Source organism: Chloroflexota bacterium, assembly GCA_016219275.1.
In the GTDB taxonomy this organism is placed as follows: domain Bacteria; phylum Chloroflexota; class Anaerolineae; order UBA4142; family UBA4142; genus JACRBM01.
Genome location: JACRBM010000061.1, coordinates 1 through 26,442, shown reverse-complemented (window position 1 = coordinate 26,442; position 26,442 = coordinate 1). Strand labels below are relative to the sequence as shown.

Here is a 26,442-nt window from a genome sequence, read left to right as displayed (position 1 = left end):
TGGACGCGGATGGAAACGTGACTGTGCGCAAGCCATGCTCGCTGGGTTGAGTGAACTTCACAGCGGTCGTTTTGATAAGGCTTGGCAGAAAACCGTGCCCATTGTCATCTGAAGTCGCCGACACTTTTGCGGTATACTCCGGGAAAATGTTCTATTTGACAATTATGCGCGTACTTGATATATTCGTAATAGACTAACTAATGGCACTGTGGTAGCATCGTTCAGCGTGGAACGATTTGAATGACGTCTCGACAAGGCGTAGTATTCCTTGTGGCGAGGCGTTTTTTATTTTGCGATTTATCGCGCGCGCGACTGCGCGCGAGCGTCCGAAGCCGGACGAACAGAGACAAGATACACGCGTAATTCTGACGAGGGGATGACGTCGCGATTTTGTCCGCATCGAAAGGAGGCATGGAAACGCACAACGATTCTCAGACGCCAATCCACTATTCCAACACTTGTCAGTGAGGAGAACCATGTTCAAAATTAGAACCCTCGTCATTTTGGCAGGGATGGCAATGCTCATCGCGCTGCTCGCGTTGACATTGGTCTCTGCGCCCCCGGCGACATTCGCGCAGGGTCCCACCCCGGCGCCCGAGCCGATCAAAGCGACGGTGAAAATCGTCGCGGTGCCGGGCAATGCGGCTGGAGCGACCCCAATTACGACGACGATTCAATACATCACCGATACCGTCGTCGGCGCGGCGCGTTCTACCGTCGCACTTTACACGAATGGCTTGTCCAACGTGCCGATCAAAGTGCCGGTTCGCGTCGAATGCACATCGCCTGATCCCAAGAACGCCGGCAAGCCGGCATGGACTCTGCTCAAACCGGCAGACTCCAAAGCGACGCTCGTTTTCACCAACACCAAACAAACCGTGTTCACCCCGGACGTGGTTGGCGCATACATGGTCAACTGCAACCTGGGAACCGGTTTTGTGACAAACGGTGTCCAAATCCACGCCGGCACGTACATTGGCGTCACCGCGGGCAATTGCAAACAGTGCCACGCCAAGTACACCGAAGAGTGGGCGAAGACGAATCACGCGACGCTCTTCTCCCGCGAATTGGACAACAAGGTAGATGGTCCTCTCGGCGTCGCGCCTGGCGCTGCAGGTCTCATTACCCACTATTCGGAAACCTGCACGCGTTGCCATGCGACCGGCTGGTATCCCGGCGCGTTCGCTGGCGCGGGTGGCTACTGGGACGCGAAAGAAAAAGCCAAGTGGACTTTCCCAACCTGGAAACAGATTGACGAAGTCTTTACCAAAAAAGCGCCGAGCAACTGGGAAGCCGCGCCCGCCGAAGTCAAGAACATGGGCGTGATCGGTTGCGAAGTGTGCCACGGTCCCGCGAACGAGCACGTCAAGAATGGGGCTAAGGTGATGGACGCGTCGTTCGCGAACGGCGTGTGCGATCAATGCCACGGCGCGGCGGCGAACCACTCCAAGGGCTGGCAACTCGCCAACTCCAAGCACACGACCGGCACCTCGTTCGAAGAAATCAATGGTCCCGCGCGCCAAGATTGCGTGCGTTGTCACTCCGCAATCGCACTCGCTTCCTTCATCGCCAATCCCAAGAGTCCGGCATCATGGGAAAATGAAGAGAGCACGGTCACTTGCGTCGGTTGCCACGATCCGCACGATGAAAAGTACGCGTTCCAACTCCGTCTCGTCGGCAAACCGCTCGAATTTCCGTACGCGGATAAGGCAAAGGATGTCGGACTCTCGGCTCTCTGCGAGACCTGCCACAACAGCCGCCGCAATGGCGACGATTTCGCCGCCGGCAAGACCACAAGTTACCCGCACTATTCTGCCGCCGCCGAAATGCTGACCGACCTGGGTGGTGTGACGTACGGAGCAACAGTTCCGAATTCGCCACACGGCATGTTGGTTGGCAATGCGCCTGTGCCGTCCGGCAACACGACCGCTGGCTCTGCCAAGTTCAAATGGAGCAAGCCAGAAGACACCAAGGGCAACGTTCCAGGCGCGTGCGTCTACTGCCACATGTGGGACACGATCACCGTGATGACCGACACGCTCGCCTTTAAGGTTGGCGGACACTCGTTCAACGCAGTGACTCCCGATGGCAAGACCGCTTACGGCGCGTCCTGCAAGTCATGCCACGGCGACGTCAAATCTTTTGACATGAAAGCCAAAGGTGACTATGACGGCAATGGTCAAGTCGAAGGCGTGCAGACCGAAACCAAGGGCTTGCTCAATGCGCTCATGAAACAACTCGAAGCCAAAGGCGTGAAGAAGAGTACGAGCAGCCCGTATGCCACCTTCCCGGCGGACGCGGATCAGAAAGTAAAGAACGCGTGGTTCAACTTCCGCACCGTCTATGGCGCGATGTGGACTGCCGATGGCGGTCTCGGCAACGAAGGCAAGGCATCGGCGATGCACAACTTTAAGCGTACCTGCGCGCTGCTCCAACTCTCCTACAAAGACGTGACCGGCGCATTGCCGGCTGGCGCGGCAGACTGCACCAAATAGTTTGTAGATTCGCAAGCATCACACGCGCAATATCCCAACATCAAACTCACAACGCCCCCACATCGTCGGCGGGCTGGAGCGATCCAGCCCGCAATTTTTGTACGCAAAAACCAGGTTCCTCGGAGAAACCTGGTTTTTTCTGTTTACTTGACCTCGAACGTCGTCAACTCGAACGCGTCGTCCGCACTGCCGGGTACCGCAAGCCGATCCCCGGTATCGGTATCGTACCAGCCGATTCGCAAAACGTACTTGCCCGGCGGCAGATCGTTCGGCACATTCAACGCGAACGTATCGCGCACCATTTCGTTCGCCGACCAGCGCGTCGTCGGATAAACGCCGTTCATCGGCGCGTGGTCGTCTTGGGTAACCTTGTTTCCATCCGCGCGTTCGAGGTGCGCGAACGCGGTCAATTGTTGTGGAATCGAATGTTGCGCTTGCCAGACCAGAGTTAGTTTGAAATTTCCGGGTTGCAACATTTCCGGTTGCGCGCTCCACCCGACCAGAGAAATCGCGTCGCCGAAATTCTCCGATTGCAAACGCAATGGCGGCGCGGGCGTGTAGATGCGATACTTGCCAATCGTTTGCGTCAGCCCATAGTACCGGTCGAGCGCGGAGACAAATTCGCGCGTGAACCGGCGAAAGTAATCCACATCTTCGCGCGTGCCGTTTTCGAGAATCACGAACGGGAACGCGCCTGCGCGTAATCCATCCAACTCAAAGTGCTGATTCCATTTGCCCGCGCGCGCGAGCGAACTGTACTGAAACGTATAGTACGCGACTGGCTTGCCACTCGTCGCGAGTGCGCCCATGTCTTCGGAAATGATCGTACCGTTCGTTCGCGCGAGCAACGTCGCAAGTTCACGATTCGCCGGCAAATCGCGCGCGATCAAATCGGCAGCGATGCGCGGGTCGTGCCAGAACAGCGCGAGTTGAATCAAGAGCAGAATGGCGAATAGCGGATAGCGAATGGCGAATGGCAAATGGCGGATGGCGGATGGCAGATGGTTCAATCCGCTATCCGCCATAAGCAGCCCTCCGAAGACACACGCAATCACAATCGCCTCAAAAAAATAATTTTCCCACGCGCCCACGCGCCCCGATAGCGCGAGCGCGCCAAACGCGACGAGCGCGTACCATTCGAGGACGCCCCACTGCCGCGCGCGAACCCGCGCGATCCAACTCCACGCCGCGAGCAAAATCAAAACCGGAAACTTGAACGCAAAGTTTTTCAGTAATTCACCAAGTTGCTCCGGCAAGAACACCGTCGCGTTCGAGTCAATCAAGCCGGCAGTGAACCCGCCGCGCGTCGCGACATCCATCGCGAGATAAATCGCGATTCCGCTCGCGCCGAGCGCAATTGCGAACGCGATTGCTGCGCGTTTATCGCGCAGAAAGAGTGCGAGGAACGCGGCGACCGGCGCGGCGACGAGCGATTGCTTGGTGTAAAGCGCGAGAAGAAAACAAGAAATCAGTAAACAGTAATCAGTAAACAGTAGTTTGGTCTTGCGGTCGAATCGCCAAGCAAAGTAGACGCCGGCAAACGCGAACGCGAGTCCGATGAGGTCTACGCGGAAAAGTGAAATCCAATGAAAGATGTACGGCGCGCCAAGGAAGAAGCACGCGGCGAGTGATGCCGCGCGCGCGTCGCGCGTTTCGACGCGGACGATGCGAAAGATGAGCGCGGCGACGATGACCGCCGACGCGACATTGAGTAATCGCCCGCCGGCATAACCGTCGCCCAAAATCGGCATCAGCGCAGCGGCAAGCGCCATTGCGACCGGCGGATAGTTGGACGAGGCGTACGGAAACGCGTCGAGCGATTTATAGATCGAATGCCCGCGCGCGATTTCTTGCGCGAACCAGAGGACGATGCCTTCGCCATAATCGAGTTGGTACGGATACGCGAGTCCAACGAACGCGAACCAGACTGCAAACGCGACGTACATCGCGAGACCCAGCCCAACAAGGAACCACAAAAATCGAGCCACGGTTTTCATCGGCGCGTATCTTAGCAGAGGTCAACACACAGGTCAAACCGCTCGCCAATGCCAATCTTGCAAAGGTTTGGAACCTTCGTAAGGCTGGCATTGGCGATTTGGTTATCCATTCCGTTTCGGTTATAATGGGCGCACTCCGCACATTTGAGGTTATCCAGCATGAAGTTGTTCCGTTCACTGCTCGTCGCCTTTTTTATTTTCGCCGCGCTCGTGTTATCCGCGTGCGAAGCCGCCGACGCAACGCCAACCCCGCGCCCAACGCGCGTCACGACCGTCCGTGCTCTTAACACACCCGAACCGACTGAGACGTCGTTGCCTGAACCTACGCCGACGTTGATTATCGAACCGACCGAAGCGCCGACTTATACGCCCGTACCCGCCGGTCGCGCCGGCGCACCACTCCCTGCCGCGCCCGCCGGATTTGTGCCGCCTGCCGGCAGTGATCCGCTTATCCCCAAGATTGCCGCGTTCCCACCCAAGCCCGTGCCGGTTCGTCCCGCCGGACTCAACCCGTTGACCGGACTCACGGTGGCGGACCCCAAAGTTCTACAAAAACGTCCAATTGTCGCGCGCATCGGCAACGACCAAATCGTGCGCACGAACGCGTGGCACGCCGGCTTGAACGAGGCAGACCTGGTTTTCGAAGAATTGATTGATATGATCGGCAGTCAATACGCGCACACGCGTTACAGCGCGGTGTTCCTCACGAACACGCCGCCGTTGATCGGACCGATTCGCAGTGGGCGCATCATCAATTTCCAAGTCGTGCCGATGCTCGACGCCGCGCTCGCGCACGCGGGCGCGAGCGATGGCACGCGCTGGCTGTTCTCCAAAGTCCCGACGATGATCAACCTCGACGAGTACTTTAATCAGCCGGCGTACTGCTACGATAAAACACATCCCTATCAAGGTCGTCTCTTTACGACTGGTCCGCGCCTGCGCGAATGGCTCACGCAAAAGGGCTGGGAAAAATCCGTGCCGCTGTACGGCTTTACATTCGGAGATCGTCCCGGCGGAATGCAAGGCGCAAATTCGCTGGTGATCAATCGCGCGCCGTGGCCCTCGTGGAGCACGGTCGAGTGGCGTTACGATGCGGGCAGCAGTGGCTACTTGCGATCTACGACCGGCGCACCGCACATGGCGACCTCCAAGACTGTCACCGCGAAATGGGGCAATGGGTCGGATTGCGTTACGACGCCGGGCACCGAAATCAAACAACAAGTGCGCGCGACCAACGTCGTCGTCCTGTGGGCGCGACACGAAAAAACGCAAATCATCGAAGACTCGAACAACGCGGTGTCGGTGTACATCAACTTGACCGGTCAAGGCGACGCGCAAATTTTTCGTGATGGCGCGACGATCAAAGGCAAATGGCGTCGCAACAGCGAACAGGAATTTTTCGAATTCGTAGACAACGCGGGCAACATCATTCCGCTCAAACCGGGCACGACGTGGTTCGAAATCGTACCGACCGGGTATGTGGTTGATGTAAAATAAATGTGACTTTTCAGCCTTGCGAAGGTTTGAACGCGCAATTCTCTAGAAATCGAATTTGGCAACCTTCGCAAGGTTGAACTGGGTAGATAAAAATAAACGGACACACACCGTGAACAATTTTTACCTGATCGGACTGACCGGCAACCTGGGAAGCGGCAAAAGCACCGTGCGCCGAACGCTCGAACGACTTGGCGCGAGCGGACTGGATGCGGACGCGCTCGCGCATCTCACGATGCGGCGCGGCTCTGCCGTCTGGTTCACCCTGGTCAAGACCTTCGGGTTAGACATTCTGACCTTCAGCGGAAAAATTGATCGCCGCAAATTGGGTGCGCGCGTCTTTAGCGATCCCGACGCGCTCCATCAACTCGAAGCAATCACGCATCCGGTCGTGCGCGAATTGCTTAAGGATTGGTTGCGGCAAACTGAAACGCCGATCGTCGTCGTCGAAGCGATCAAACTCGTCGAGTCGAGGATGGACGAATGGTGCGACGCGTTGTGGGTCGTGCAGACGGCGGTCGAAACACAAGTAGAGCGCGTGGTGCGCGATCGGCAGATGAGCGCCGAGGATGCGCGCGCGCGTCTCGCCGCGCAAGGATCGCTCGACGAAAAACTGCGCCGCGCCACGGTCGTGATTGACAACAACGGCGACGAAAAATTCACGCGCGCCCAGGTCGAACGCGCGTGGTCCGTCATCAATCCCACCGCGGCGCGCGATAAAAGCGCGTGGCTGTGGGGCAAATCCACGCCGGAAATTTTTGCGCCGCCTACGCCGCCACCTGCGCCCGCGCCCGTCGTTCAAGTCGAGCCGACGCCAGTCGTCGTCGCGCCGCCGCCGCTAGCACCGCCACCTATCATCGAGACCGCCGGTATGCCGGCATCCATCGAGGTACGCCGGGCGCGCCGGAGTGACCTCGTGGCGTTGAGCGAGGCGTTGGGTAAACGCGCGAATTTTGGAGGACCGCTCCCGCACGAGCAAGTGCTCAAGCGGTTGGGCGAACGCGGGTATCGCATCGCGATTGGCGATAATCGTGTGGTCGCGCTCGCGGCGTGGGAAGCAGAGAACTTGGTCGCGATGATGCGCGAGGTATGGGCGGAATCGGACCAAACGGCAGAACGTGCGTTGCCGGAGTTGTTCGATCTGGTCGAGCAGGATGCGCGGGGATTGTTGTGCGAAGTCAGTTTGATTTTTATCGAAGCGACGTCCGCACCATCCATCGCCATCCAAGCGCGCGCGCGCGGATACGTTGCGCGTGAAGTGAACGCGTTACACAAATTGTGGCAACCGGTCGTGCAAGAACGCTTGCGCCCAGGCGAACAGATCTTTGTCAAGCAACTGCGCGAGGAAATGATCACGCGACCGGTGTAGGAGATTGAACACAATGTCTGGGTTGAAAAATTTTGCATCGGATCATCCGCGTCTCGCCGCGTGGATCGGGCTGGCAGTGGGGATGGTCGTGATTTTGTTGTGGTCTGCCAAAGACGTGGGCTTGCTGCCGACGCAACTTGGCGCGCTCGTCGTTGCGACGATTTTGCTCGCCGGGCTGTGCGTGTGGATTATCGGCTGGGAGGGCGACGCGGAAGAGCCAACCGAGCAAAAATAGTCGCCATGCCGCGTACAAAAAATCAGGGAAGCGCCGAGCGAGATGCCCTACGCTTCCCTTTTTGATTCGCGCGCTCCGCGCCTTATTGATGCGTGAACGAAGTGCTCCCCGACGCGGCGCTTGAACCCAGGAACGCGTACACCGTTACGACCGTCGAAGAGCCGGCCGGTTGAACGCCGATGTCGAAACTGAATGCCGATTGTCCGTTTGCATCGGTCGGCATCAGCGGAATCACCCGCGCGCCACGCGGATACTGAATCACGGCATAGAGCGCAACGCCTGGAACGGGCTTGGTGGTCGCGCGATCATCCACTACCACGTCAACAAATTGCGGACCTTTGGTGCCGGTCTGGCGAAAACGCACGCGCACTTGCACATCCAATGACAACCCTGGGGTTGGAGTGGGCACTACTTGGAGAGTCGCCACTCGCCGCACCGGATAGGGCACGCTCGCTTCGACGCACCAATCACTCGCGGCACGCGCGCGCCATGGGAAATCCGCGGGATAACGCCGATCCAACGCCACTTGCCCTGCCGGCGACAGACGCACCTTGTTCGACCCAGGATCAATGGGATTCCACTCCACCCGCGCGCGTTGAAAGTACTGCACGAACATCCCGTTCTCGTAGCGCAATTGCGACACGGGGTAGCCGAACAAATCGCGACCGCCATTCGCGTCGTAGAATTCCTTGATCGCGAAACCGATCATCAACCCGGTTTCCGGAAAGTACCGAAAGTTGGGATCGTTCAACGAAGGCACCGCGGCAGACTTGATCGGCGGATCGGTGATGTTATACTGCATGCCGAGCAAACCCAACTGTACGCGGTACGGTTCCGGGTTTTGCGGGACGAACTCCAAACGCGCATACGTAAAATACTGCACGACCTTTTCATCTTCCAAGAACGCTTCGGTGAGCGGCACACCGAAACGCGCCGCGCCGCCATTCGCTTCATAGAACGCGAAGAACGCGCCGTGAATGTTGTGGCTGGGTTCGCGGACATACACACACGTGTTGGGAGATTGGGCTAAGACAGGATTTGGCTGAACAAATAAAGTCGCAAGAATTGCCAGTGCAAGACAAAGCACAAAAAGGATTGGCAAGCGGTTCATTGGGTTGCCTCCTTTTCCTTGATCCACCATACAATAGTATTACCTGGGTTGCAAGGAAAACTTTACGAGCTGTTAATCAGATTGCGCTTCCGGCTACACACAAAAAGAGAGGTCCACTGCTCAATGGAAAGAAACAGATGGACCCCTCTCACGAGTTCACTCTTTCCATTTCGACGGCTCGGCGATCATTGCTTTTAGAATTCGCTTTAGACCCGTAGCTTTGCGTCCTCGCCTTTCAACGAGTTTGCCATTGTCGGTGGATAGTACCTTATGCCTGGAAGCATCATAACCCACGCGCCTAGTCACAACAATAGGAAACAAGTCCACTTTTCAGAATTTCAGCTCCAAAATTTCAGACAAGCAATCCGATCCAGGGTTCCGATCTTGGAAATAAAAATGCGCGTCAAGCCAGCGTCATCGTTTGCAGCCGAGTGATAGCAAGCGCGCGTTCACTCGCAGATAAATCACTAACAACAAGGGTAACTTTGATATGCGTCTTCAGCAATTCCAGGTATCCGTCGTCGAGCAGACCCAGAAGAAATTGCCGCGTGGTTTGCGCGCGTTTCAGGCGCGCTCTTTTTTCACGTTGGTCAAACTTTCGTACACGCGTCCGAAAATCCATTACGAGGTAGCCGTCCGCGGCAAAGAACGGCTCATCGAAATCGGTTTGCATTGCGAAGCCGAGCCGGCGACGAATGCCGCGCTGCTCGCATATTTTGAGGCGCGCGCGTTCGAGATTCACGCGGAATTAGGACCGCGCATCGAAATCGAACAGTGGACCAATAGCTGGAGTCGCGTCCATCAAGTCGTGGCGTACACGATGCTCGATGCCGAATTGGTTCAGCATGTCGCGCGCGAGTTGGCGCAGATGATCATCGTGCTCGAGCCGCTCGTCAATGCCTTCTTCGCGCGCACGCGCGCAACGAAACAGACAGCCAAACGCAAGCCGAGTCGCGGTGAAAAATAATCTTCTCACGACCCGGCTTGATCGCGTCATTTCTTGTCCCACGAGAATTTGCGTGTCGCCGCCGGCGTCAACTTTTTCACTTCCGCAATCGTCAGTTCGCGGTTGCCCTCGAACGAATCGTACCACGCCGCGCCTTCCATCTCGCCCGCCAGAATCCACGGACAAAACGCGAACAAGTAGTCGGGGAGCGGCGCGCCGTCCGAGACCTTGCCGGTTAGAAACCAGTTGAACAACTCGACGTGATACTGCGCGTGTAGTTTGTCGTCTACCACTGGGAAACGATTATCGTCGCTCGCCTTGAATTTCCAACCACCCTCGCCGGCAATAAAGGGCGGAACGAATCCCAGTTCTTTTTGGAACACATCCGCGAACACACGATAACCCAGCACGCCGGTATCATCTTCGGTGAAGTTCGGCGGATGGTTAAGCCCGTAGGGATGCGGAATGAAAAACATCCTGCCGAACAATCGCTCGCCTTGCCGCGCTTTGATTTTTTGGATGACGAGCGACAACCATGCTTCATCGAGAACTTGCATGCCCACGTAGCCGCCGGCATTGTAGACATCTTTCGCGGCTTGAATAAAGTACTCGCTCCACTGGTCGCGATTCACTTCGCGTCCGTCCCATTCCGCTTCGACATCCGGCTCGTTGTAGATTTGAAAATACGGCGGCAAGCCGACCTCTTTGAGGATTTGCATGTCGCGTTCCCAGGAATAGTACCGCTGATACGCGCGCATCGCTTTGCGCCATATCGGCATGACGCCCGCGGCTTTGAACTGGGTCGCGGCAAGGCGTAGTTGATTTTCGTCCGAGTACAGCGCAAGCACCCAGCGCGCCTGCAGTCCTTTGAGGCGCGGCACTTGAACTTCGAAATCGCGCGCGGTGTAATACCCGCGCGGCAAAAAGTGGAAACAGCGTCCGTTGTCGTTTGCGGGGCGTTGCCAATCGCGCAAAGCAAGCGCGGGCAAGTCGGTCCGCAAAGGCAAGGGCGCTGGCGTCGGCGTACTGGTTACCGCGAGCGCGGGCGTCGCGCTGGGCGCGAGAGTGGAAACTAGAGTCGGAATGCTCGTCGGCGTTGGCATGACCGTCGGCGCTGACGTCACGATTCGCGCAATACTCGTTGCACGCGGCGTGGGCGTATCGGTCGCGCGTGCGCCGACCATTTCTTGCACAATCGCTTGGGGCGAACACGCGAGCAGAATCACGATCACGCTCAACCACACACCAATCACTTGCGTACGTTTAGGCATGCCTACCATCCTTTCCGGACGATTATACCACAGTCCGATTGAATGCTATCGGCGCGTGTGCTATAATGCGCCCAAATCGAGCGTGCCCAGTTGCCATTGAGCGCAACCGGTAAAGCGAGGGAACTATGGCTTTCGACGAACGGCGTGCGTCCCAGCGCATCAATGTCGCGTTTGAAATCACGTACGAGTGCTTCAACCCGCGCGGTGAGAAAGTGGATGCCGGCTCGGCGCACACGGTCAACATCAGCGGACGCGGCGTGATGGTCGAGTTGCCGCGCAACGTGGACCCCAACGCGCGCGTGCTTGTGTGCATCAAACAACCGTTTTACACGTTGCTCGTGATGGGCGCCGTCGTACACTCGCGCCGCGTGCAAGAGGGAGAATATCAAATCGGCATGGAACTGATTGAAATGATCGAAGGCACCTGGAAGGACTGGGAAGCGCTTGCGCCGCCGCTCTGGGAGCCAGCCCCAGAATGAAAGACCCTGACATTCATCGCGTTATCACGATTCTGCGCCAAGTGACGCGCGCGTGGGCGCAACCTTACGTCACCGCGCTCGCGCAAGAATCGCGTGATCCGTTTCGCGTCCTCATCTCGACGATGCTGAGTCTCCGCACCAAAGACGCGGTGACCGCCGAGTCCTCGCGCCGGTTGTTCACGCTGGCGAGCACTCCGCAAACGATGCTGAAACTTGCCGCACGCGAGATTGAAAAAGCGATTTACCCGGTCGGCTTTTACCGCACCAAGGCGCGCAACATTTTGCTCGTCTGCCGCGAATTGGTCGAGCGTCACAAAAGCCAGGTACCCAGCGATCTCAACGCGTTGATTGCGCTGCCCGGCGTCGGACGCAAAACTGCAAACCTCGTGATCACCCAGGGTTTTGGCGAGCTGGGTATTTGCGTGGACACGCACGTCCACCGCATCATGAACCGGTGGGGCTATGTCAAAACTGGCTTGCCCGACCAAACCGAAATGGCTCTGCGCGAGAAACTACCCCGCGAATACTGGATCGAAATCAACGATCACTTGGTCGCGCTGGGACAAAATATCTGCCACCCGACCTCGCCGAAATGCTCGCTCTGTCCGATCAACGGTCATTGTGCGCGCGTGGGCGTGACGCGCAGTCGCTAGAATTGGAACGGAGATGCCGAAACCGCAAAAAATCCTCGTAGACGTTGACAATCAAGCCGTGCAGATCAATTGGCAAGATGGTCACATCAGCATTTACGATTTGACGTACCTGCGCCGCGCGTGTCCCTGCGCCGAGTGCCAACCCTGGAAAGAAGGCGTCGGCGAAGTGGGCGTCTCACCGGCATCCGTGTTGCAAGCCGTCGGCGGATTGAACGCGGTGAGCGATGTCACACCGGTGGGCGGATACGCGATTCAATTTCATTGGAAAGATGGTCACGCCTACGGCATCTACGATTGGGAATATCTCCGCGCCGTGTGCCCCTGTGATGAATGCCTCGCCAAAAAGAAATAGAGTGAAGAACCTTGCGAAGGCGCGGAGCGTGAACCTTCGCAAGGTTTTTCGCTAGTCGGAGAAAATCGTTTGACGAACATCACCCCCCAACTTGCCATTTGGATTCAGCAATTGCGCGCCATCGCGCAGACGGGTCTTGCATTCGAGCCGCGTATCTACGATCAAGAACGCTACGCGGCATTGTTGAACCTTGCCGCCGCGATGGCAGCCACCGTGAATGGCGATGCCGCGCTCGACGCCGCACTCGCCGAGGAATTCGCCGCGTGTTGGCGCGCGCAAATCAAACCTGGGATCGCCGGATACGTCACGCCCAAGGTCGGAGTCGGCGCAGTCGTGTTCAACGCGCGCGATGAAATATTGTTGGTGCAACGCGCGGAAGGTCCCTGGTTCATTCCCACCGGCTGGGGCGATGTCGGTTTATCGCCCGCGCATGTCGCCGCAAAAGAAGTCCGCGAGGAAACCGGTTTTCTGGTCACGCCGCAACGCGTGCTGGGCGTCTACGACGGCGCACGCTGGGGCGCGGCGCTTAATCCGCACTTCTACAGCATCGTCTTTTACTGCAGTTTCGACGGCGGTGAACTCAAGCGTCATCCGGCGGAAACACTCGACGCCGGTTTTTTCGCGCGCGACGCGCTCCCGCAACCGATTTGGCGCAATCGCACCAGTTGGCTCGACCACGCCTGGGCATTCCATCGCGGTGAGACTAACAAAACGTACTTCGATCAATGAGCCAACACTTGGCGCAATAGACATTATCGGGAATAAGGCATCTCTCGCCAAGCCGCCAAGAACGCCAAGTTTTTTCAATATGATTTTTTGCGCGCTTTGCGTCTTAGCGAGAGTCAAAAGTTGTTTCCGATAAAGTCTATTGACTAATTCGATATGAATATCCGCCAACTCTTCTTTGAGTTTCAGTACCGCTTCTCCAAACCGCCCTGGGATTCCGGCATCACGCCACCCGAAGTCACCGGGTTCGTCGCCAATCACCCGACGCGTGGTCGCGCGCTTGACCTGGGTTGCGGCACCGGCACGAACGCGGTGTACCTCGCGCGCCACGGCTTTCAAGTCGTCGGCGTGGATTTCTCCACGAAGGCGATTGCGACTGCGCGCGCCAAAGCGCGGCGCGCGAACCTCGCGATTGATTTTCACACCGCCGATGTAACGCGACTCGATTTTTTGCGAGAACCGTTCGATTATGTGCTCGACATTGGTTGCTTTCACGCGCTCGACCCGGCGCGACGCGACGACTATGTCGCGCATCTCGCGCGGCTCACACGACCCGGCGGTGTGTTCATGCTTTACGCGTTCTCGCCGCGTCCGGCAAATGAACGCGAGCACTTGCTCCGGCTTCAGAATGTCGGCGCGACGCCGGACGAGGTTCGGCAACGCTTTGCGCGCGCGTTCGCGTTGGAGCGCATCGAACAAGGTGCGGATCGCGGCGAGCGGGTGAGCGCGTGGTTTTGGTTCAAAAGGCAGTCGTCAGTCAACAGTAAACAGTAAACAGAATAAAATCGAAATTCCATCATCGGAGACACTATGAACCTGGGACTCGAAGGCAAAATCGCGCTCGTCGCCGGCGCGAGCAAGGGATTGGGCAAGGCGGTCGCGCTTGGGCTTGCGCGCGAAGGCGCACACATCGCGATCATTTCGCGCGATCACGCGCGCATCGAGACAGCGGCGCAAAGCATTCGCGACGCAACCAGCGCGCACGTGTTGGCAATCACGGCGGATGTGACGCGCATTGAGGACATCCAACGCGCGGTAGATGAGACGGTGAAAAAATTCGGCACGATTCACATTCTGGTCACGAATGCGGGCGGACCACCACCCGCCGCATTCATGGCGCTGACCGATGAACAGTGGCAAAGCGCGGTCAATCTCACATTGATGAGCGCGGTACGTTTGTCACACGCGGTCGTGCCCTTGATGCAAAAGCAAAAATGGGGGCGCATCATTCATCTCGGCTCGTACTCGGTCAAACACCCGGTTGACAATCTCATGTTGTCGAATTCGATTCGCGCGGCGGTCGTCGGGCTGGGCAAGACGCAAGCAATGGAACTCGCTAAAGATGGAATTCTCGTAAACAGCATTCTGCCCGGCTGGACTGTCACCGAGCGCGTCGAGCAATTGCTGCAAGATCGCGCGGCGCGCAATCAAACGAGCGTGCGCGATGAATTCGCAAAAATCGAAAAGGAAATTCCGCTGGGACGCATGGGCAGGTCCGAGGAATTGGCGAACGTCGTCGTATTTCTCGCGTCGGAATGCGCGTCGTACGTCAACGGCGTCGCGTTCCAAGTGGATGGCGGCGCAACGCGCACCGCGTTCTAAGCATCTTCATGTTGGCGCTCAACGTTCTCACCTTTGGTTTTGCCTTGTGGCTGGGTTGCTATCTGCTTGCACGCAACCCCGCCAAACCGTCGCTGCGATTGACCAGCTTGGGTCTGGTCGCATACGCGCTGGGATTAGCCGGCGATATTTTGAGCGGCTATGCAGCCGGCTTTTACCTGGCGCGTCTCAGTGCGCTGTTCTATCTACTCCCCGCCGTTTTTTGGTCAGGCGCGTTACTCTATCTCCTGCCCGAGGAAACGCCCTTCCGCGCGCGCCTAGTCCATGTTTGGAATTTTGGACTTGTACCGATCACGGCGCTGGTCTGTCTTGCCGGGATCGGCACGAACCTGATTTTTGATTTCAGCGCCGAAACCGCGCGCGTCGGCGTGGGCTATCTTGGGTTTGCCGCGCTCGCGCTATTGACCTTGATCGCCTGCCTCGGTCTTGCCATCCGCACACTTCGAACCGCTCGATCCAGATCATCCCTGGGATTTCTCATCGCCGTGACGTTGTTTTTCACCTTGAGCACCGGTTTGCTTTTCAGCCCCTTCGATTGGCTCCCGCGTTCCTGGGTCGCGTTGGCGGTCGGTCTGGATTTGGAATTGCTCGGTTTTGCGATTGCCGTACTGGATGCGTTTGGCGAAGGTGAAACGTTGTTGCCGGAGATGGCACGTTCATTCGCCGCCGCGTTGCTTGCCACGTTGATCTTTGGCGGACTCGTCGCGTTAGCGATGCTTGCCAACGTTGGCGTCTCTGTTTCAACCGTCGCGCTTTTGCTCGCGACGATTTCAACGGCGATCGCGATGCAGACATTCTCGAACATAATCGAGACCGGGTTAGATCGGCTCGTCTTTGCGCGATTTCCCCGGCTTCGCCAAGCGCGCGACGATTTGCGCGTGGTCAGTACTGCTCTGCCACGCGTGCGCGAATCGCTCGACCCTGGAACGCTCGCGCCCGGCGAGTTTGTGCGGCTCACGCGCCAGGCGCTCAGTCGGATGGGCGATCTGCCGCATCTCGCGGCGAGTCCGCTGACGCGTTTGCCAATCATCGAAAGACGACTCGCGGCGCGCGGCGCAAATGACAATGCGCTCGAACGCGCGGCAGAACTCAGAGCCATTTTGACGGAGAGCATCGCGCAACTCAAACCGCGCGGCAAGGACGAATTCGGTACGAGCGACGAATGGCGGCACTATAACGCGCTGTACTTTCCCTACGTCGGCGGACTGCGACCGTACAGCCAACGCGCCGATCACGCCGGTCTCAAGCCCATCGAAAAAAATGCGCTCGACTGGTTCCGCGCGAATGTGCCAGAACGCACGCTGTACAATTGGCAGTCGTCTGCCGCGAAACTCATTGCCGAGGATTTGATCCAAGTACATCGAAACTGGCAGTGATTGGCACCGTTTTTCATGGACTTGGCAGTGGTTGTCGGTGTATCCTGTCGGCAAATCCAGATTCAGGAGGAACCGATGACCACTCGTTCAACCATTCTGCGCACGCCGCCGCAACTCTTGCGCTACGCGTTGATGAGCGACAGTATCATCTCAGCCATTACCGGCATCATCTGCATCGCTGACGCGGAACCACTGGCAACGATCATAGGATTGCATTCGCCCGCGATGTTCATCGCGTTTGGGCTAATCGCTTTTGCGTACGCGGCAACTTTATTCTATGTTGCCCGGCGTTCGCCGATCAATCGCCTCGTCGCATGGATGGCGTGCATCTTCAACCTGGGTGGGGCGTTGATCTTCGCCGTCATTCTGTTGATCGGCGCGCTGCCGCTCACCGATACTGGGAAATGGATCATCGCGATTGTCGCCGACGTGGCAGGGGTCTTGGGTCTGTTGCAATTTCTCGGCTTGCGGCAATCGCGCGATGAAGTAAAGTAGCCAAGCAGGCGAAAGAAAAAACGCGGATGAGCAATCTCATCCGCGTTTTAGTTTGCGCCGATCATGCGCGTTACGAGTTGACCGCGCGCACAATCGCCTCGGCGATAACTTCGGACGCGGTGTGACCGACTGCCGTGACATCGCATTCCAGATTTCCCACGCTCAATACGAAAACGGTGTCGCCATCGTACATGGCGTGCGCGGGACGCAGCGCGCGCGCGTAACCATCGTGCGCCATCATCGCGACGAGATTTGCCTGCTCTTTCGTCAGTGCCGCGTTCGTCGCGACGACACCCAGCGTCGTGTGTGCGCGCGATGAGGTTACGCGCGGCGCAGCGCTTTTGAGCGCGCGCGCGGAATCCAGCCACCCACCATTGGCAGGATTGCGCGTGCCCGCGATAATTTCGCCGGTGCGCGGGTCCACCACATCGCCGAACGTGTTGACGACCGCGAGCGCACCGACGACCACATTATCGCAAATCGTTTGGCTCGCCGTGCCAACGCCACCGGGCGACGTGAAATCAACGCCGCGCAGATGCCCGACCGATGCGCCCGTCCCCGCGCCGACGCGTCCCTCCGCGACTGCGCCATTGTTCGCATCGAGACACGCGCGATACGCGTTCTCCACCGTTGGTCGCGCGTGCGCGTTGCCAATCATAAGATCGAAGATCGCGGCGGCGGGCACAATCGGCACCGGCACAACGCCGGTCGCGTATCCAATTTGTCTTTCTTCGAGAAAACGCATCACGCCGCCCGCCGCATCGAGACCGAACGCGCTACCGCCGGTCAACAAAATCGCGTTGACGCGTTCGACGAGATGACCCGGACGCAGTAAATCCGTTTCACGCGTCGCGGGCGCGGGACCACGCACATCCGCACCGGCGATCGCGCCTTCGGGCGGGCACAGAATCACGGTACAGCCGGTCGCATTTTCGGCATCGGTGTAGTGACCAACTCGGATTCCTTCGACATCCGTAATCGCGTTAAACATTTGGCTTCTCCCGTTCGATCACAACCAGCCATGCCGCCGATAATAAATCAACATTCCGATTGGAAAGAGCACGATCAACGCGAGGATCGCGCCGAACGCGATGGGATTATCGAACGGCATGTGGTCGAAATTCATTCCACCAAATCCGACCAGAAATGAAATCGGCATGAAAATCGTCGTGAAGAGCGTGAGGCGTTTCATCACGTCGTTGAGCCGATTCGACACGATGGACAAGTACGCGTCGAGCGCGTTACTAAGTAAATCGCGCGAGGTCTCGATGAGATCGTAGATGCGGACGAGGTGATCGTAAATATCGCGAAAGTAGAGTGCGGTGCGCGGGTCAATCGTTTCGTAACGCGTGTCCGCGAGAATGTCCATCGCGTCGCGCATCGGTCCGATAATTTTTCGCAACTCGACCAGTTGGCGCTTGAGCGCAAAGATGCGATGCAGCGATGCCTGGGTCGCGTGGTCGAGGATGTTATCTTCGAGATCGTCAATCTCATCTTCGATTTGATCAATTAGCGGAAAATATCCATCCACGATTTGATCCGCGATGACGTAGAAAAAATAGTCCGCGGGATACGCGCCCGTGCGACGGTCGGATACACAACGCGCGCGCATCGTGTCGAGCACGACAACCGGTTCGCGATGCACCGTCACCAAGTAATCCGCGCCCAGGAACGTCTCCATCTCCTGCGCGACCAAGTCGCCATTGTTGCGCGCCACCGCGTCAATCGAAATGAACAAGTAATCGTCGTATGCTTCCACCTTGGCGCGCTGTTCAAAATGGCGGCAGTCTTCCAACGCAAGCGGATGAAAGTTGTACACGCGCGCGAGCCAGTTGAGATCGTCGTTAGTTGGCGCGCTCACGTCGAGCCACACGATTTCCGCAGATGCTTGCGGACGCGGCGCATCGTACATCACAGGGCGCGCCGCGCCGGTTTCCAAGTTGATTTGAGTAATGGACATGATTCGCTCGCTCGTTAAAATTTAAGGTCGCCACACTTGACCCGACAGTAATTTTCTGCTAGAATAGAACTAACGTTCTATTTCAGTTGGAGGCGCACGATGCAGAAACCGCGCAAGAAAACCAAACAATTGACGGTCGAACATAACCCAGCCGACTCGCTGCCACATTCGGACGAGTCGCCGCGCAAAGAAGATTTCGTCGGCAAATTTTTGTTGAGTGTTGCGATCGCGTTCGTGACCGGCTTGATCAGCCAAGCCATTTCGAATCAGGTCAACTGGCTCGTCGTCGCGCTCGCGTTCGTTTCCTCGCTCGCCATTCTCGCGCTGTACCAAACGCGGCGCTGATTCACCGCGCGGCGAATCGCAACGCCGCGTGGAGCAACACGTTCGCGCCGTTGACGCAGTCGTCCCACTCGGTCAATTCGCGCGGCGCGTGGCTTGCTCCTTCCACCGACGGCACGAAGATCATTCCGACCGGACACACGTCCGCAAGGTGCATTCCATCGTGCGCCGCGCCGGAAATCAACGTCATGCGCGACAAACCCAGGTCGTCACACGCGTCGGCGAACGCGCGTTGCGCGCGTTCACTCATCGGCGTTGGCGCGTGTTTGCCGATAAACTCGATTTCGATTTGCAACCCGAATCGTTCCGCTTCGAGTTTCGCGCGCGCGATCAACGCGGCATCGAGCCGCGCAAATTCTTCGGCGGTCGGCGCGCGAAATTCCAACCAAGTGACCACACTGCTCGGCACGATGTTGAACGCGCCCGGCGCAAATTCCATTTTGCCGACATTCGCGACGCAATGCGGAAAATCGCGCAGTAGGATTTCGCGCGCGGCAAGCGCGAACGCGCTCGCGCCTTGCGCGGCGTCGCGTCGTTCGTCCATCGGCGTCGAACCGGCGTGATCCGCACGTCCGATGAATTTCACGCGGTACGACTCCACGCCGACAATGTTCGTCACGATGCCGATCTGCTTCTGCGCGTGAATCAATCGCTTGCCCTGCTCGATGTGCAGTTCGAGATAGCCGCCGAACGATTCGCGTGGGCGCGCGGCAGTGAACAAACCTGGCTCGGTCAATCCCGCCCGCGCGAGTCCGGCTTCGAGATTCGCGCGTCCGCCGCGCGGATTGCGTAACGCATCAGGTGAAAGTTTGCCAGTCGTGCTCGTGCTACCCAGGAATCCGACGAGCGTGCCTTCTTCGTCAGTAAAGTCTATCGCTTCGAGATTCATCGTCAGCGCGACGCGATTTTCCTTGATGACGCGCAGAACTTCGAGCGCGGCGCACACGCCCAGCGCGCCGTCGAACCGTCCGCCATTGGGAACTGAATCAAGATGCGAGCCGAGCAACAACGTTCTGGAAGTTGGAAATTGGAGATTGGAGGTTGGAGATTGTATCGCGCCTTTGAAAAGTGCAGAATGATTACCCGCGCCATCGGCGCGAAACTCCAACCCCGCTTTTTCGATCTGTGCGCGAAACCAGGCACGTGCCGCGAGATGCGCGTCGCTGAACGTCGGGCGATGCACGCCGCCGTCGCCGGTCGCGCCGAATTGCGCCAGCGCGTCGAAATCGGCGCGGAGGCGCGAGGAGTTGATGCGGAGAGAGAAGAGCTTGTTGTTCACTGTTCGAACGGTAAGAGCGTTTTCAATTCGGCACTCAAGGGCGGCAAAACGTTTTTAACCGTATTCCAAAGATTGTTCAAATTGATGTCAAAGTACGCATGGAACAGACGATTCCGCATCCCGATAATGTCTTCCCACGGAATCCCAGGATTCTCTCTTTGACATTGCTCGGACACGCGACTCGCTGCTTCACCAACAATTTCGATACACTTGACGAGCGAGAGCGTCAGCATTTGGTTTCTGTCCAGGTCGCTTCGAGTATCCTTTCACAAACGCCAGCGCCATTTGTGCCGAGTCAAGCATGTGCCGCAAGCGAATCACATCAGATTCGTTCATACTGCACCTCGGCGGTTGCGATGACTTGATTGCGAAAGTAACGACTCAAGTCTTGCGGTGTCCGCAAATCTACTTTGCGCCCGCCCAACAATACCGACAACTCGCGTTCGAGTCGCGCAATGCGAAAAAGACCTGGGAATTGAATTCGTCAATTGCCACTTGCGTCATCATCCTCGTCCGCATCCGATTCTACATCGAGATGAAAGTGGTGATAAACTCGATGGATTATCGGACTGAACAAGAGACCGGTGGCAGCGATAAAGACGATGCCCGAAGTAATCGCGTAAACGCTTGCGAATAACTTGGCGGCGGGCGACGTGAGTGCATCCACTGGTCCCATCCCACCAAGAATCATCGCCGCATTGAGTATCGCGTCAATCCAATCTAGATTGCCCAAGACATGATAACCCAGGATACCGACGCCCCACCATGTCATCGTGATGCCAAGCGCCAAGGCAGCAAAGCGTAACACGCGGCGGCGGAATTCTTGGGCAGGCAAAAGTTGTTCGTGATGTTTTTCAAACATGGGGAATTTTTCGTCTCCCGCGTCACTTGGAGTGAATAAGCCAATCACCGATTCTTGAGCAGCTTGCCGCGCACAAATTCGCGCACCTGTTTCATCGCGTTCACGGCATCGCGCGCTTCGTCTTTCGTCGAGAATTCGCCCGGGTAACGAATGTCTACGGCATAAGTATTGAGCGCTTCGAGATCAGTACGAATCAATTCAAACGACTCATCTTGACGGAGACACAATTTCAAGAGTTCAATCAAATTGTGAACGCGCGGCGGTTCGATCTTTCGCAATACCAAGAATGCTTTGAGATATTTTCCACGCACTGCTGGCAATGAAAACATGCCGAATCGTAATTGGGCGCGCGCCGCGCGCGCAGTTCGCGTTGAGCCGAATTGAAATCACCCTCGACTTTCAGAATCCATTCCGCGAGAATGTCGCTCATACAGGATTTTCCCCTCGGTCACAATTTCGCGGAGGAAATAATCCCCCATCGCGATACGTTCTTGGATTTGGTCGGGCGCGCGCACCAGAATATCCATTCCGAAGGGATGGGGCGAAAGCGCGCGGGAGATTTCGATTTGTTTGGTGCGCGGACGCTCCTTCGTCTTCATTACCACTAACAAGTCCACATCGCTGTACTGATGCGGTTTGCCGTACGCGTATGACCCGAACAGAATGATCCGCTCCGGGTCGAATTTTTCCGCGGTGCGTTTGACGACGGCATTGATTTCGCGGCGCGGAATGCGTGCCTTTTTTCCATTTCCTTGTTTTGGGTGACGACTCGACGCGTTGGCAAATTGGTTCATTGGTTCATTTCCTTCCACACGCGCTCCGGCGTCATCGGAATTTCGTGCATCCATACGCCGACCGCGTCGTGTACCGCATTCGCGACCGCAGGCGCAACGCCGTCGAGCGGAATTTCGGCGACGGCTTTCAAGCCGAACGGATGCGATGGTTCGTACGTCTGGACGAAAATGGTTTCGAGTTCTGGCATTTCATCGGCGGCGAAGATTTTGTAATCGCCCAACTCTTTAACTATCGAACTACCAAAACGATCATACAACATTTCCTCGCACACCGCATACCCCAACGCCTGGGTCATGCCGCCTTCGATTTGCCCCGATGCAGTGGCTGGATTGACGATCACGCCACTATCTACCGCCATCACGAGTTTCTCAACTGTGATTTGTCCGGTCTCGATGTCCACCAACACCTGCGCGTACTGCGCGGCAAACGGCGGCGGCGACTTGGGTGACACGTACGACGCAACCGCCATGATCTGATGTTGGTCTTTGTGATGCAACGAATCGAGCGCGACATCGGCGAGCGTAACAAAACGTCCATCGGGCGCGATCACTTTTTTATCGCGCAAAACCAAATCTTGCGAAGGGACGGGTGACGTGCGACGAGTTCCCTCAGTTCCTTCATTGCCCTTGTTTCGCTTTCCCTCACTCAACATCTTTGCCGCCACGACTCGAATCTGCTGCGCTACATCCTCCGCCGCTTTCACGACCGCGCCGCCGGAGATGTACGTCGTGGACGACGCGTACGCGCCCTTGTCGAACGGCGTAAAATCCGTATCGCTCGAATAAACGAGAATATCGTCGAGCGGACAACCCAGGATTTCCGCCGCGAGTTGCGCGAGCACGGTGTCCGACCCAGTTCCCAGGTCGGTCGCGCCGACGAGTAAGTTGAACGACCCATCGTCATTAATCTTGATGGACGCGCCGCCCATGTCGAGGTACGGAATCGCCGTGCCTTGCATCACGCACGCGACGCCTTGCCCGCGACGGAGATACGGCTTGCCCGGCACCACGCGCCAATTTCCCTCAATTCCCTTATTTCCCTTTATTTCCTCACTTCCCTTCCATCCAATCACCCTCGCCCCGCGTTCCACACACTCCACCAACCCGCACGTCTCAATCGTCTCTGGATGCGGCGGGCGACCTTCATTCCACGCTTTCGACATCGGCAATTCGTCGCCGGCTCGAACGAAATTTTTCATCCGAAATTCAAGCGGATCGAATCCAAGTTGATGCGCGATTTTTTCGATGTGGACTTCGAGCGGGAAAAATCCTTGCGGCACGCCGTACCCGCGATACGCGCCGGACGGCGGCGTGTTCGTGTACACGACGTGCGCTTTGAACTTGATGTTTGGCGCGTTGTACAGATTCAAACATTTTTGCCCGGTGTTGCCGGTGACCGTGAGCGCGTGACAGCCGTACGCGCCCGTATCGCTCAACGCGTACATTTCGTTTGCGATGATTTTGCCATCATTCATCACGCCCGTTTTGACTCGCACACGCATCGGGTGGCGCGAGCGCGCGGCGATGAATTCTTCTTCGCGCGTGTACTCGAATCGCACCGGGCGTTTGGTCGCGATGGTGAGATGCGCGGCAACATCTTCGATCAGGACTTCTTGCTTGCCGCCGAATCCGCCGCCAATGCGCGGCTTGATGACACGTATCCGTTTCGGCGGCAGACCCAGCACCGGCGCGAGAATGCGGCGAACGTGAAACGGCACCTGGGTCGAGGTGCGAATCACGAGGCGATCATCCTCGTCCCAGTACGTGACGACGACGTGCGGCTCGATGTGCGCCTGCTGAACTTTGGGCACGACGTACTCGTCTTCAAAAACGTGATCGGCTTGCTTGAATCCTTCCGCGACATTGCCTAATTCGATGTCAATGTGCGCCGCGATGTTTTTGGTCGGATCGGCAACGTCGAAGAAATTCACGTACTCGGGTTCATCGTGGAGCCGCGGCGCGTCTGGTTTCATCGCGTCGCGCGAGTCAATGACCGCCGGCAATTCGTCGTACTCGACCTCGATCAGCTCGAGCGCACGTTGCGCAATCTCTTCCGTCTCCGCTGCGACGAACGCGACACGATCGCCGACAAAGCGCACCTTGTTGTCGAGCGAAAACGAATCGAGCGGACCGGGGATTGGATCGGATTGCCCGGCGGTCGAATAGACGACGCGCGGAATATCCTGGTACGTCAGAACCGCGTGCACGCCTTCGAGCGCGCGCGCCTGGGTCGCGTCAATACGCTTGATGCGCGCGTGTGCGACCGGCGAGTGCAGTACTTTGGCGTACAACATTCCGCGCATCTCAACATCATCCGTGAACGCGGGCTTGCCCTGCGCCAATTTCACCGCGTCCACTTTTTTCTCCGGTTTTCCAACGGTGTGAGTTTCCGGAATGGCGGGAGTGACGATCATTTGTGGCATGGTTGTGAGGGTAGAAGCGCCAGGGAAATGAGGGAAATCAGGGAAATTGGCATTTGGTGGTTGAAAACTTTCCGGCGGTAAAAGCATTCCCTCATTTCCTTCATTTCCCTCATTTCCCTTTCCTTTCCGAATTCTTTCTGCCGCCAACATCACCGCTTGCACCGGTTTCACATACCCCGTGCATCGGCACAACACACCGCTCATCGCATCGCGCACTTGGTCTTCGGTCGGCGTCAATGTTTGCTCGAGCAAATTTTTCGCTGCGAGAATCATCGCGGGCGTGCAATAGCCGCACTGAATCGCGCCGACCTCGATAAACGCTTGTTGAAGCGGATGCAATCCCTCGGTATGTTTCCAACCTTGCTCGGCAACCTCACCAACTGATTCAATCGTCGTGATGTGCTTGTCTTGCACTTGCGCGGCAAGCACCATACACGAATTCATCGGCACGCCGTCCACGAGCACCGCGCACGCGCCGCATTCGCCGTTTTCGCACCCGTGCTTGACGCCGAAATAGCCGTTCGCGCGTAAAACGCGCAAGAGTGTGTCGTTCGAATTGATGTCGAAAGATTTTGTTTCGTTATTGATCGTAAATATGATTTGCATGTCAGACCCCATCGTCTTGCTATTTCTTAATCGCCTGTTTTCGTTTGCTGGTGATTGAACGTGGTTTCACGCTATATGTCGCTTTGGTTTCAGCAACTACTCGCGACTTGCGCGTCCTAGGCGCGCGTTCAAAATGTACGTTCAGTGGCACACTCAAACGCGGCGACCTGGATTCAAAACGCCCTGCGAAATCAATAATCGTGAAACCGACAATTTCCTTGGTCACAGGATCGAGTCGCAGAATGAGATTATTACCCAGCTCGACATAGTCAGTGAATTCGGGATGCCCCTTGGACACGTACAACACATCCGCTTCACGGTCGTACATAAAATTGAGTTGCTGATCCATTCCTCACCTCACGCGCTTTGGATACGCGGTAACTACAAATCTATCTGGCTGCAATCGCACGACTACAAAGATATGCGTGTAACCGTACGGCAAATCAGAAAGCCGTTTGGAGTAGCAGTATTTACTTGCGTCAAGCGCATCGTGCTTTCGCTTCCCAGTTTTGATCGTCTCCAATACCAGTTGTCGCAATCCCACCAATTCCCAATGTCCGTCAACAATATGTTGCCAACGCTCATCGGTCAGTGTAATTTGATTGCCCGTTCGATCTCGAACCGACCAAGTCATGCAATGTTCTCCCAAACCGACATCACATCACCGCCATGATAACCTGGATCATCGCCCACAGCACAAGCGCCGCGATCAAGAAATCGAAACTGCGTTGGAGCCGGAGAAATTTGCGGTTCGCAATCACAGCGAGCGTGTAGACTTCGTTCAACAATCCCTCACGCGCTTGTTTCACCGTTTGTTTGGAAAAGGCGTCAATGAAATCAGGCGCGTTGAATTCGACGATGCGTCCGAAAAAGTACAGTTTCCGCTCGCGTTTGGGTAAACGCAAAACAGGTCGCGCGATGATGAGCGCATACACCGCCGAGACGAACACCGCCACGAACATCAAAATCGTCAACAGCGCGCTGAGGCGTTCCAGCGGCGCGAATGCCGGCGCGAACAATGCCGCAACGACGCCCTTGCTCATCGTCGCAATCGTCGTCGCGAACAAGGTGTCCGCGGCGAGAATCAATCCCGCCTTCGTGTCCGCGCGATTCACTTGCGCTTCGATGTGGTCGAACAACATCTCTGCCAGGTCTTCGGTCTCATCGGTTGCCGATGCTTGCGTCATGGATTTGCTTTGCGACATTGCCGACTCCCAGGATTCGTATTTTGTGATGGACGATCTACCCAAGCAAAAACGCGGTCACGCACCCCAAATGGCTACGTGCTTTTGTTTCATTATACCACAAACTCCCCGGACTCGATTTTGCTTTCAACGCCCGCGTGATGTATTATGGAATTATAACCGCGCGGTTTTTTGCGGCGGTCTGCCGTCCGCAGTCGGCATTGATCTCATCAAAGACTTGCGGTAAAAAGTCAAGAGGCAAATGAACCAATTTGAGACGAGTTTTGAAAGCGCATGTCGTTTGAAGGGCGCATCAAACTAACCGAACCGAAACTGCGCTTTTCCGCCGGCGATACCCAGGTATGCGGTTGTG

The 26,442-nt window shown here is 56.9% G+C and carries 27 protein-coding genes, 2 pseudogenes and 1 riboswitch; of the genes and pseudogenes, 14 read left to right on the top strand and 15 right to left on the bottom strand.

The window, feature by feature from the left end:
• Positions 1–476 precede the first annotated feature (476 nt).
• On the top strand, positions 477–2,495 hold the full coding sequence (locus tag HY868_17655) for a hypothetical protein (GenBank protein ID MBI5303965.1): 2,019 nt from the start codon (positions 477–479) through the stop codon (positions 2,493–2,495).
• A gap of 143 nt (positions 2,496–2,638) precedes the next feature.
• Here the strand turns inward: HY868_17655 and HY868_17650 are convergent, their stop codons facing one another.
• Complete coding sequence (locus tag HY868_17650) at positions 2,639–4,492, bottom strand: glycosyltransferase family 39 protein (GenBank protein ID MBI5303964.1); 1,854 nt, start codon at positions 4,490–4,492, stop codon at positions 2,639–2,641.
• Positions 4,493–4,651: 159 nt separating this feature from the next.
• Here HY868_17650 and HY868_17645 point away from each other — a divergent pair, with 159 nt between their 5' ends.
• The 3 genes from HY868_17645 (at position 4,652) to HY868_17635 (ending at position 7,590) form a co-directional block, all read left to right on the top strand.
• Positions 4,652–5,989, top strand: coding sequence for a DUF3048 C-terminal domain-containing protein (locus HY868_17645; GenBank protein MBI5303963.1), 1,338 nt, complete (start codon positions 4,652–4,654; stop codon positions 5,987–5,989).
• A 109-nt stretch (positions 5,990–6,098) separates the two neighbouring features.
• Complete coding sequence (locus tag HY868_17640) at positions 6,099–7,355, top strand: dephospho-CoA kinase (GenBank protein MBI5303962.1); 1,257 nt, start codon at positions 6,099–6,101, stop codon at positions 7,353–7,355.
• 13 nt (positions 7,356–7,368) lie between these two features.
• Positions 7,369–7,590 carry a hypothetical protein gene (locus HY868_17635; protein ID MBI5303961.1) on the top strand — a complete coding sequence of 74 codons (222 nt, stop codon included), beginning with the start codon at positions 7,369–7,371 and terminating at the stop codon, positions 7,588–7,590.
• An 82-nt stretch (positions 7,591–7,672) separates the two neighbouring features.
• On the opposite strand, the gene HY868_17630 is transcribed toward HY868_17635, so the two are convergent.
• Positions 7,673–8,701 carry a hypothetical protein gene (locus HY868_17630; GenBank protein MBI5303960.1) on the bottom strand — a complete coding sequence of 343 codons (1,029 nt, stop codon included), beginning with the start codon at positions 8,699–8,701 and terminating at the stop codon, positions 7,673–7,675.
• Between the two features lie 169 nt (positions 8,702–8,870).
• Positions 8,871–8,960, bottom strand: a riboswitch (cyclic di-GMP riboswitch).
• 231 nt (positions 8,961–9,191) lie between these two features.
• Here HY868_17630 and HY868_17625 point away from each other — a divergent pair.
• Positions 9,192–9,668 carry a hypothetical protein gene (locus HY868_17625; protein ID MBI5303959.1) on the top strand — a complete coding sequence of 159 codons (477 nt, stop codon included), beginning with the start codon at positions 9,192–9,194 and terminating at the stop codon, positions 9,666–9,668.
• 26 nt (positions 9,669–9,694) lie between these two features.
• On the opposite strand, the gene HY868_17620 is transcribed toward HY868_17625, so the two are convergent.
• Entirely contained in the window at positions 9,695–10,918 is a 1,224-nt protein-coding gene (locus HY868_17620; GenBank protein MBI5303958.1) for a hypothetical protein, read from the bottom strand.
• 125 nt (positions 10,919–11,043) lie between these two features.
• Between HY868_17620 and HY868_17615 the strand changes: the two genes are divergently transcribed.
• The 8 genes from HY868_17615 to HY868_17580 all read left to right on the top strand — a co-directional run bounded on the left by HY868_17615 (position 11,044) and on the right by HY868_17580 (position 16,619).
• Entirely contained in the window at positions 11,044–11,397 is a 354-nt protein-coding gene (locus HY868_17615; protein ID MBI5303957.1) for a PilZ domain-containing protein, read from the top strand.
• The gene (locus tag HY868_17610; protein ID MBI5303956.1) at positions 11,394–12,050 is read left to right on the top strand and encodes an endonuclease III; all 657 of its coding nucleotides are present in this window, start codon (positions 11,394–11,396) and stop codon (positions 12,048–12,050) included. The genes HY868_17615 and HY868_17610 overlap by 4 nt, the downstream gene beginning before the upstream one ends.
• A 13-nt stretch (positions 12,051–12,063) precedes the next feature.
• Complete coding sequence (locus HY868_17605) at positions 12,064–12,402, top strand: DUF971 domain-containing protein (protein ID MBI5303955.1); 339 nt, start codon at positions 12,064–12,066, stop codon at positions 12,400–12,402.
• A 69-nt stretch (positions 12,403–12,471) separates the two neighbouring features.
• Positions 12,472–13,131, top strand: coding sequence for an NUDIX hydrolase N-terminal domain-containing protein (locus HY868_17600; GenBank protein ID MBI5303954.1), 660 nt, complete (start codon positions 12,472–12,474; stop codon positions 13,129–13,131).
• Between the two features lie 153 nt (positions 13,132–13,284).
• Complete coding sequence (locus HY868_17595; GenBank protein ID MBI5303953.1) at positions 13,285–13,902, top strand: class I SAM-dependent methyltransferase; 618 nt, start codon at positions 13,285–13,287, stop codon at positions 13,900–13,902.
• 36 nt (positions 13,903–13,938) lie between these two features.
• A complete protein-coding gene (locus tag HY868_17590) occupies positions 13,939–14,730 on the top strand; it encodes an SDR family oxidoreductase (protein ID MBI5303952.1) in 792 nt (263 codons plus the stop codon).
• An 8-nt stretch (positions 14,731–14,738) separates the two neighbouring features.
• Positions 14,739–16,124 (top strand): hypothetical protein, encoded by a 1,386-nt coding sequence (locus HY868_17585; protein MBI5303951.1) that lies wholly within the window; start codon positions 14,739–14,741, stop codon positions 16,122–16,124.
• A 75-nt stretch (positions 16,125–16,199) separates the two neighbouring features.
• A complete protein-coding gene (locus HY868_17580) occupies positions 16,200–16,619 on the top strand; it encodes a hypothetical protein (protein ID MBI5303950.1) in 420 nt (139 codons plus the stop codon).
• Between the two features lie 70 nt (positions 16,620–16,689).
• On the opposite strand, the gene HY868_17575 is transcribed toward HY868_17580, so the two are convergent.
• Both HY868_17575 and corA read right to left on the bottom strand, forming a co-directional pair.
• Complete coding sequence (locus tag HY868_17575; GenBank protein ID MBI5303949.1) at positions 16,690–17,610, bottom strand: P1 family peptidase; 921 nt, start codon at positions 17,608–17,610, stop codon at positions 16,690–16,692.
• A gap of 18 nt (positions 17,611–17,628) precedes the next feature.
• Positions 17,629–18,579, bottom strand: a complete 951-nt coding sequence (gene corA, locus HY868_17570) for a magnesium/cobalt transporter CorA (protein ID MBI5303948.1) — start codon at positions 18,577–18,579, stop codon at positions 17,629–17,631.
• A gap of 99 nt (positions 18,580–18,678) precedes the next feature.
• Between corA and HY868_17565 the strand changes: the two genes are divergently transcribed.
• On the top strand, positions 18,679–18,924 hold the full coding sequence (locus HY868_17565; protein ID MBI5303947.1) for a hypothetical protein: 246 nt from the start codon (positions 18,679–18,681) through the stop codon (positions 18,922–18,924).
• A 1-nt stretch (position 18,925) separates the two neighbouring features.
• On the opposite strand, the gene HY868_17560 is transcribed toward HY868_17565, so the two are convergent.
• The 10 genes and pseudogenes from HY868_17560 to HY868_17515 all read right to left on the bottom strand — a co-directional run bounded on the left by HY868_17560 (position 18,926) and on the right by HY868_17515 (position 26,090).
• Positions 18,926–20,200, bottom strand: coding sequence for a Zn-dependent hydrolase (locus tag HY868_17560; GenBank protein ID MBI5303946.1), 1,275 nt, complete (start codon positions 20,198–20,200; stop codon positions 18,926–18,928).
• Positions 20,197–20,536 (bottom strand): annotated as a pseudogene (locus HY868_17555) (DUF86 domain-containing protein). The gene HY868_17560 and the pseudogene HY868_17555 overlap by 4 nt, the downstream one beginning before the upstream one ends.
• Positions 20,523–20,672 (bottom strand): annotated as a pseudogene (locus HY868_17550) (nucleotidyltransferase). The pseudogenes HY868_17555 and HY868_17550 overlap by 14 nt, the downstream one beginning before the upstream one ends.
• A gap of 12 nt (positions 20,673–20,684) precedes the next feature.
• Positions 20,685–21,062 carry a hypothetical protein gene (locus HY868_17545; protein ID MBI5303945.1) on the bottom strand — a complete coding sequence of 126 codons (378 nt, stop codon included), beginning with the start codon at positions 21,060–21,062 and terminating at the stop codon, positions 20,685–20,687.
• Positions 21,063–21,106: 44 nt separating this feature from the next.
• Positions 21,107–21,340: a HEPN domain-containing protein gene (locus HY868_17540; GenBank protein ID MBI5303944.1), complete on the bottom strand. Its 234-nt coding sequence runs from the start codon at positions 21,338–21,340 to the stop codon at positions 21,107–21,109.
• The gene (locus tag HY868_17535) at positions 21,304–21,492 is read right to left on the bottom strand and encodes a HEPN domain-containing protein (GenBank protein MBI5303943.1); all 189 of its coding nucleotides are present in this window, start codon (positions 21,490–21,492) and stop codon (positions 21,304–21,306) included. Before HY868_17535 ends, HY868_17540 begins: the two co-directional genes overlap by 37 nt.
• The gene (locus HY868_17530) at positions 21,449–21,856 is read right to left on the bottom strand and encodes a nucleotidyltransferase domain-containing protein (protein MBI5303942.1); all 408 of its coding nucleotides are present in this window, start codon (positions 21,854–21,856) and stop codon (positions 21,449–21,451) included. The genes HY868_17535 and HY868_17530 overlap by 44 nt, the downstream gene beginning before the upstream one ends.
• Complete coding sequence (locus HY868_17525; GenBank protein MBI5303941.1) at positions 21,853–24,885, bottom strand: molybdopterin-dependent oxidoreductase; 3,033 nt, start codon at positions 24,883–24,885, stop codon at positions 21,853–21,855. The genes HY868_17530 and HY868_17525 overlap by 4 nt, the downstream gene beginning before the upstream one ends.
• Before the next feature lie 19 nt (positions 24,886–24,904).
• On the bottom strand, positions 24,905–25,234 hold the full coding sequence (locus tag HY868_17520) for a DUF2283 domain-containing protein (protein ID MBI5303940.1): 330 nt from the start codon (positions 25,232–25,234) through the stop codon (positions 24,905–24,907).
• Between the two features lie 307 nt (positions 25,235–25,541).
• On the bottom strand, positions 25,542–26,090 hold the full coding sequence (locus HY868_17515) for a hypothetical protein (protein ID MBI5303939.1): 549 nt from the start codon (positions 26,088–26,090) through the stop codon (positions 25,542–25,544).
• Positions 26,091–26,442: the final 352 nt, after the last annotated feature.

Excerpts from the sequence above, each read along its gene's own strand:
- HY868_17585 (MBI5303951.1), top strand. The coding sequence starts at position 14,739 with ATGTTGGCGCTCAACGTTCTCACCTTTGGTTTTGCCTTGTGGCTGGGT.
- HY868_17595 (MBI5303953.1), top strand. The coding sequence starts at position 13,285 with ATGAATATCCGCCAACTCTTCTTTGAGTTTCAGTACCGCTTCTCCAAA.
- HY868_17610 (MBI5303956.1), top strand. The coding sequence starts at position 11,394 with ATGAAAGACCCTGACATTCATCGCGTTATCACGATTCTGCGCCAAGTG.
- HY868_17655 (MBI5303965.1), top strand. The coding sequence starts at position 477 with ATGTTCAAAATTAGAACCCTCGTCATTTTGGCAGGGATGGCAATGCTC.
- HY868_17650 (MBI5303964.1), bottom strand. The coding sequence starts at position 4,492 with ATGAAAACCGTGGCTCGATTTTTGTGGTTCCTTGTTGGGCTGGGTCTC.
- HY868_17580 (MBI5303950.1), top strand. The coding sequence starts at position 16,200 with ATGACCACTCGTTCAACCATTCTGCGCACGCCGCCGCAACTCTTGCGC.
- HY868_17565 (MBI5303947.1), top strand. The coding sequence starts at position 18,679 with ATGCAGAAACCGCGCAAGAAAACCAAACAATTGACGGTCGAACATAAC.
- HY868_17590 (MBI5303952.1), top strand. The coding sequence starts at position 13,939 with ATGAACCTGGGACTCGAAGGCAAAATCGCGCTCGTCGCCGGCGCGAGC.
- corA (MBI5303948.1), bottom strand. The coding sequence starts at position 18,579 with ATGTCCATTACTCAAATCAACTTGGAAACCGGCGCGGCGCGCCCTGTG.
- HY868_17515 (MBI5303939.1), bottom strand. The coding sequence starts at position 26,090 with ATGTCGCAAAGCAAATCCATGACGCAAGCATCGGCAACCGATGAGACC.
- HY868_17625 (MBI5303959.1), top strand. The coding sequence starts at position 9,192 with ATGCGTCTTCAGCAATTCCAGGTATCCGTCGTCGAGCAGACCCAGAAG.
- HY868_17545 (MBI5303945.1), bottom strand. The coding sequence starts at position 21,062 with ATGTTTGAAAAACATCACGAACAACTTTTGCCTGCCCAAGAATTCCGC.
- HY868_17525 (MBI5303941.1), bottom strand. The coding sequence starts at position 24,885 with ATGCAAATCATATTTACGATCAATAACGAAACAAAATCTTTCGACATC.
- HY868_17535 (MBI5303943.1), bottom strand. The coding sequence starts at position 21,492 with ATGAGCGACATTCTCGCGGAATGGATTCTGAAAGTCGAGGGTGATTTC.
- HY868_17605 (MBI5303955.1), top strand. The coding sequence starts at position 12,064 with ATGCCGAAACCGCAAAAAATCCTCGTAGACGTTGACAATCAAGCCGTG.
- HY868_17635 (MBI5303961.1), top strand. The coding sequence starts at position 7,369 with ATGTCTGGGTTGAAAAATTTTGCATCGGATCATCCGCGTCTCGCCGCG.
- HY868_17645 (MBI5303963.1), top strand. The coding sequence starts at position 4,652 with ATGAAGTTGTTCCGTTCACTGCTCGTCGCCTTTTTTATTTTCGCCGCG.
- HY868_17520 (MBI5303940.1), bottom strand. The coding sequence starts at position 25,234 with ATGGATCAGCAACTCAATTTTATGTACGACCGTGAAGCGGATGTGTTG.
- HY868_17575 (MBI5303949.1), bottom strand. The coding sequence starts at position 17,610 with ATGTTTAACGCGATTACGGATGTCGAAGGAATCCGAGTTGGTCACTAC.
- HY868_17620 (MBI5303958.1), bottom strand. The coding sequence starts at position 10,918 with ATGCCTAAACGTACGCAAGTGATTGGTGTGTGGTTGAGCGTGATCGTG.
- HY868_17630 (MBI5303960.1), bottom strand. The coding sequence starts at position 8,701 with ATGAACCGCTTGCCAATCCTTTTTGTGCTTTGTCTTGCACTGGCAATT.
- HY868_17615 (MBI5303957.1), top strand. The coding sequence starts at position 11,044 with ATGGCTTTCGACGAACGGCGTGCGTCCCAGCGCATCAATGTCGCGTTT.
- HY868_17530 (MBI5303942.1), bottom strand. The coding sequence starts at position 21,856 with ATGAACCAATTTGCCAACGCGTCGAGTCGTCACCCAAAACAAGGAAAT.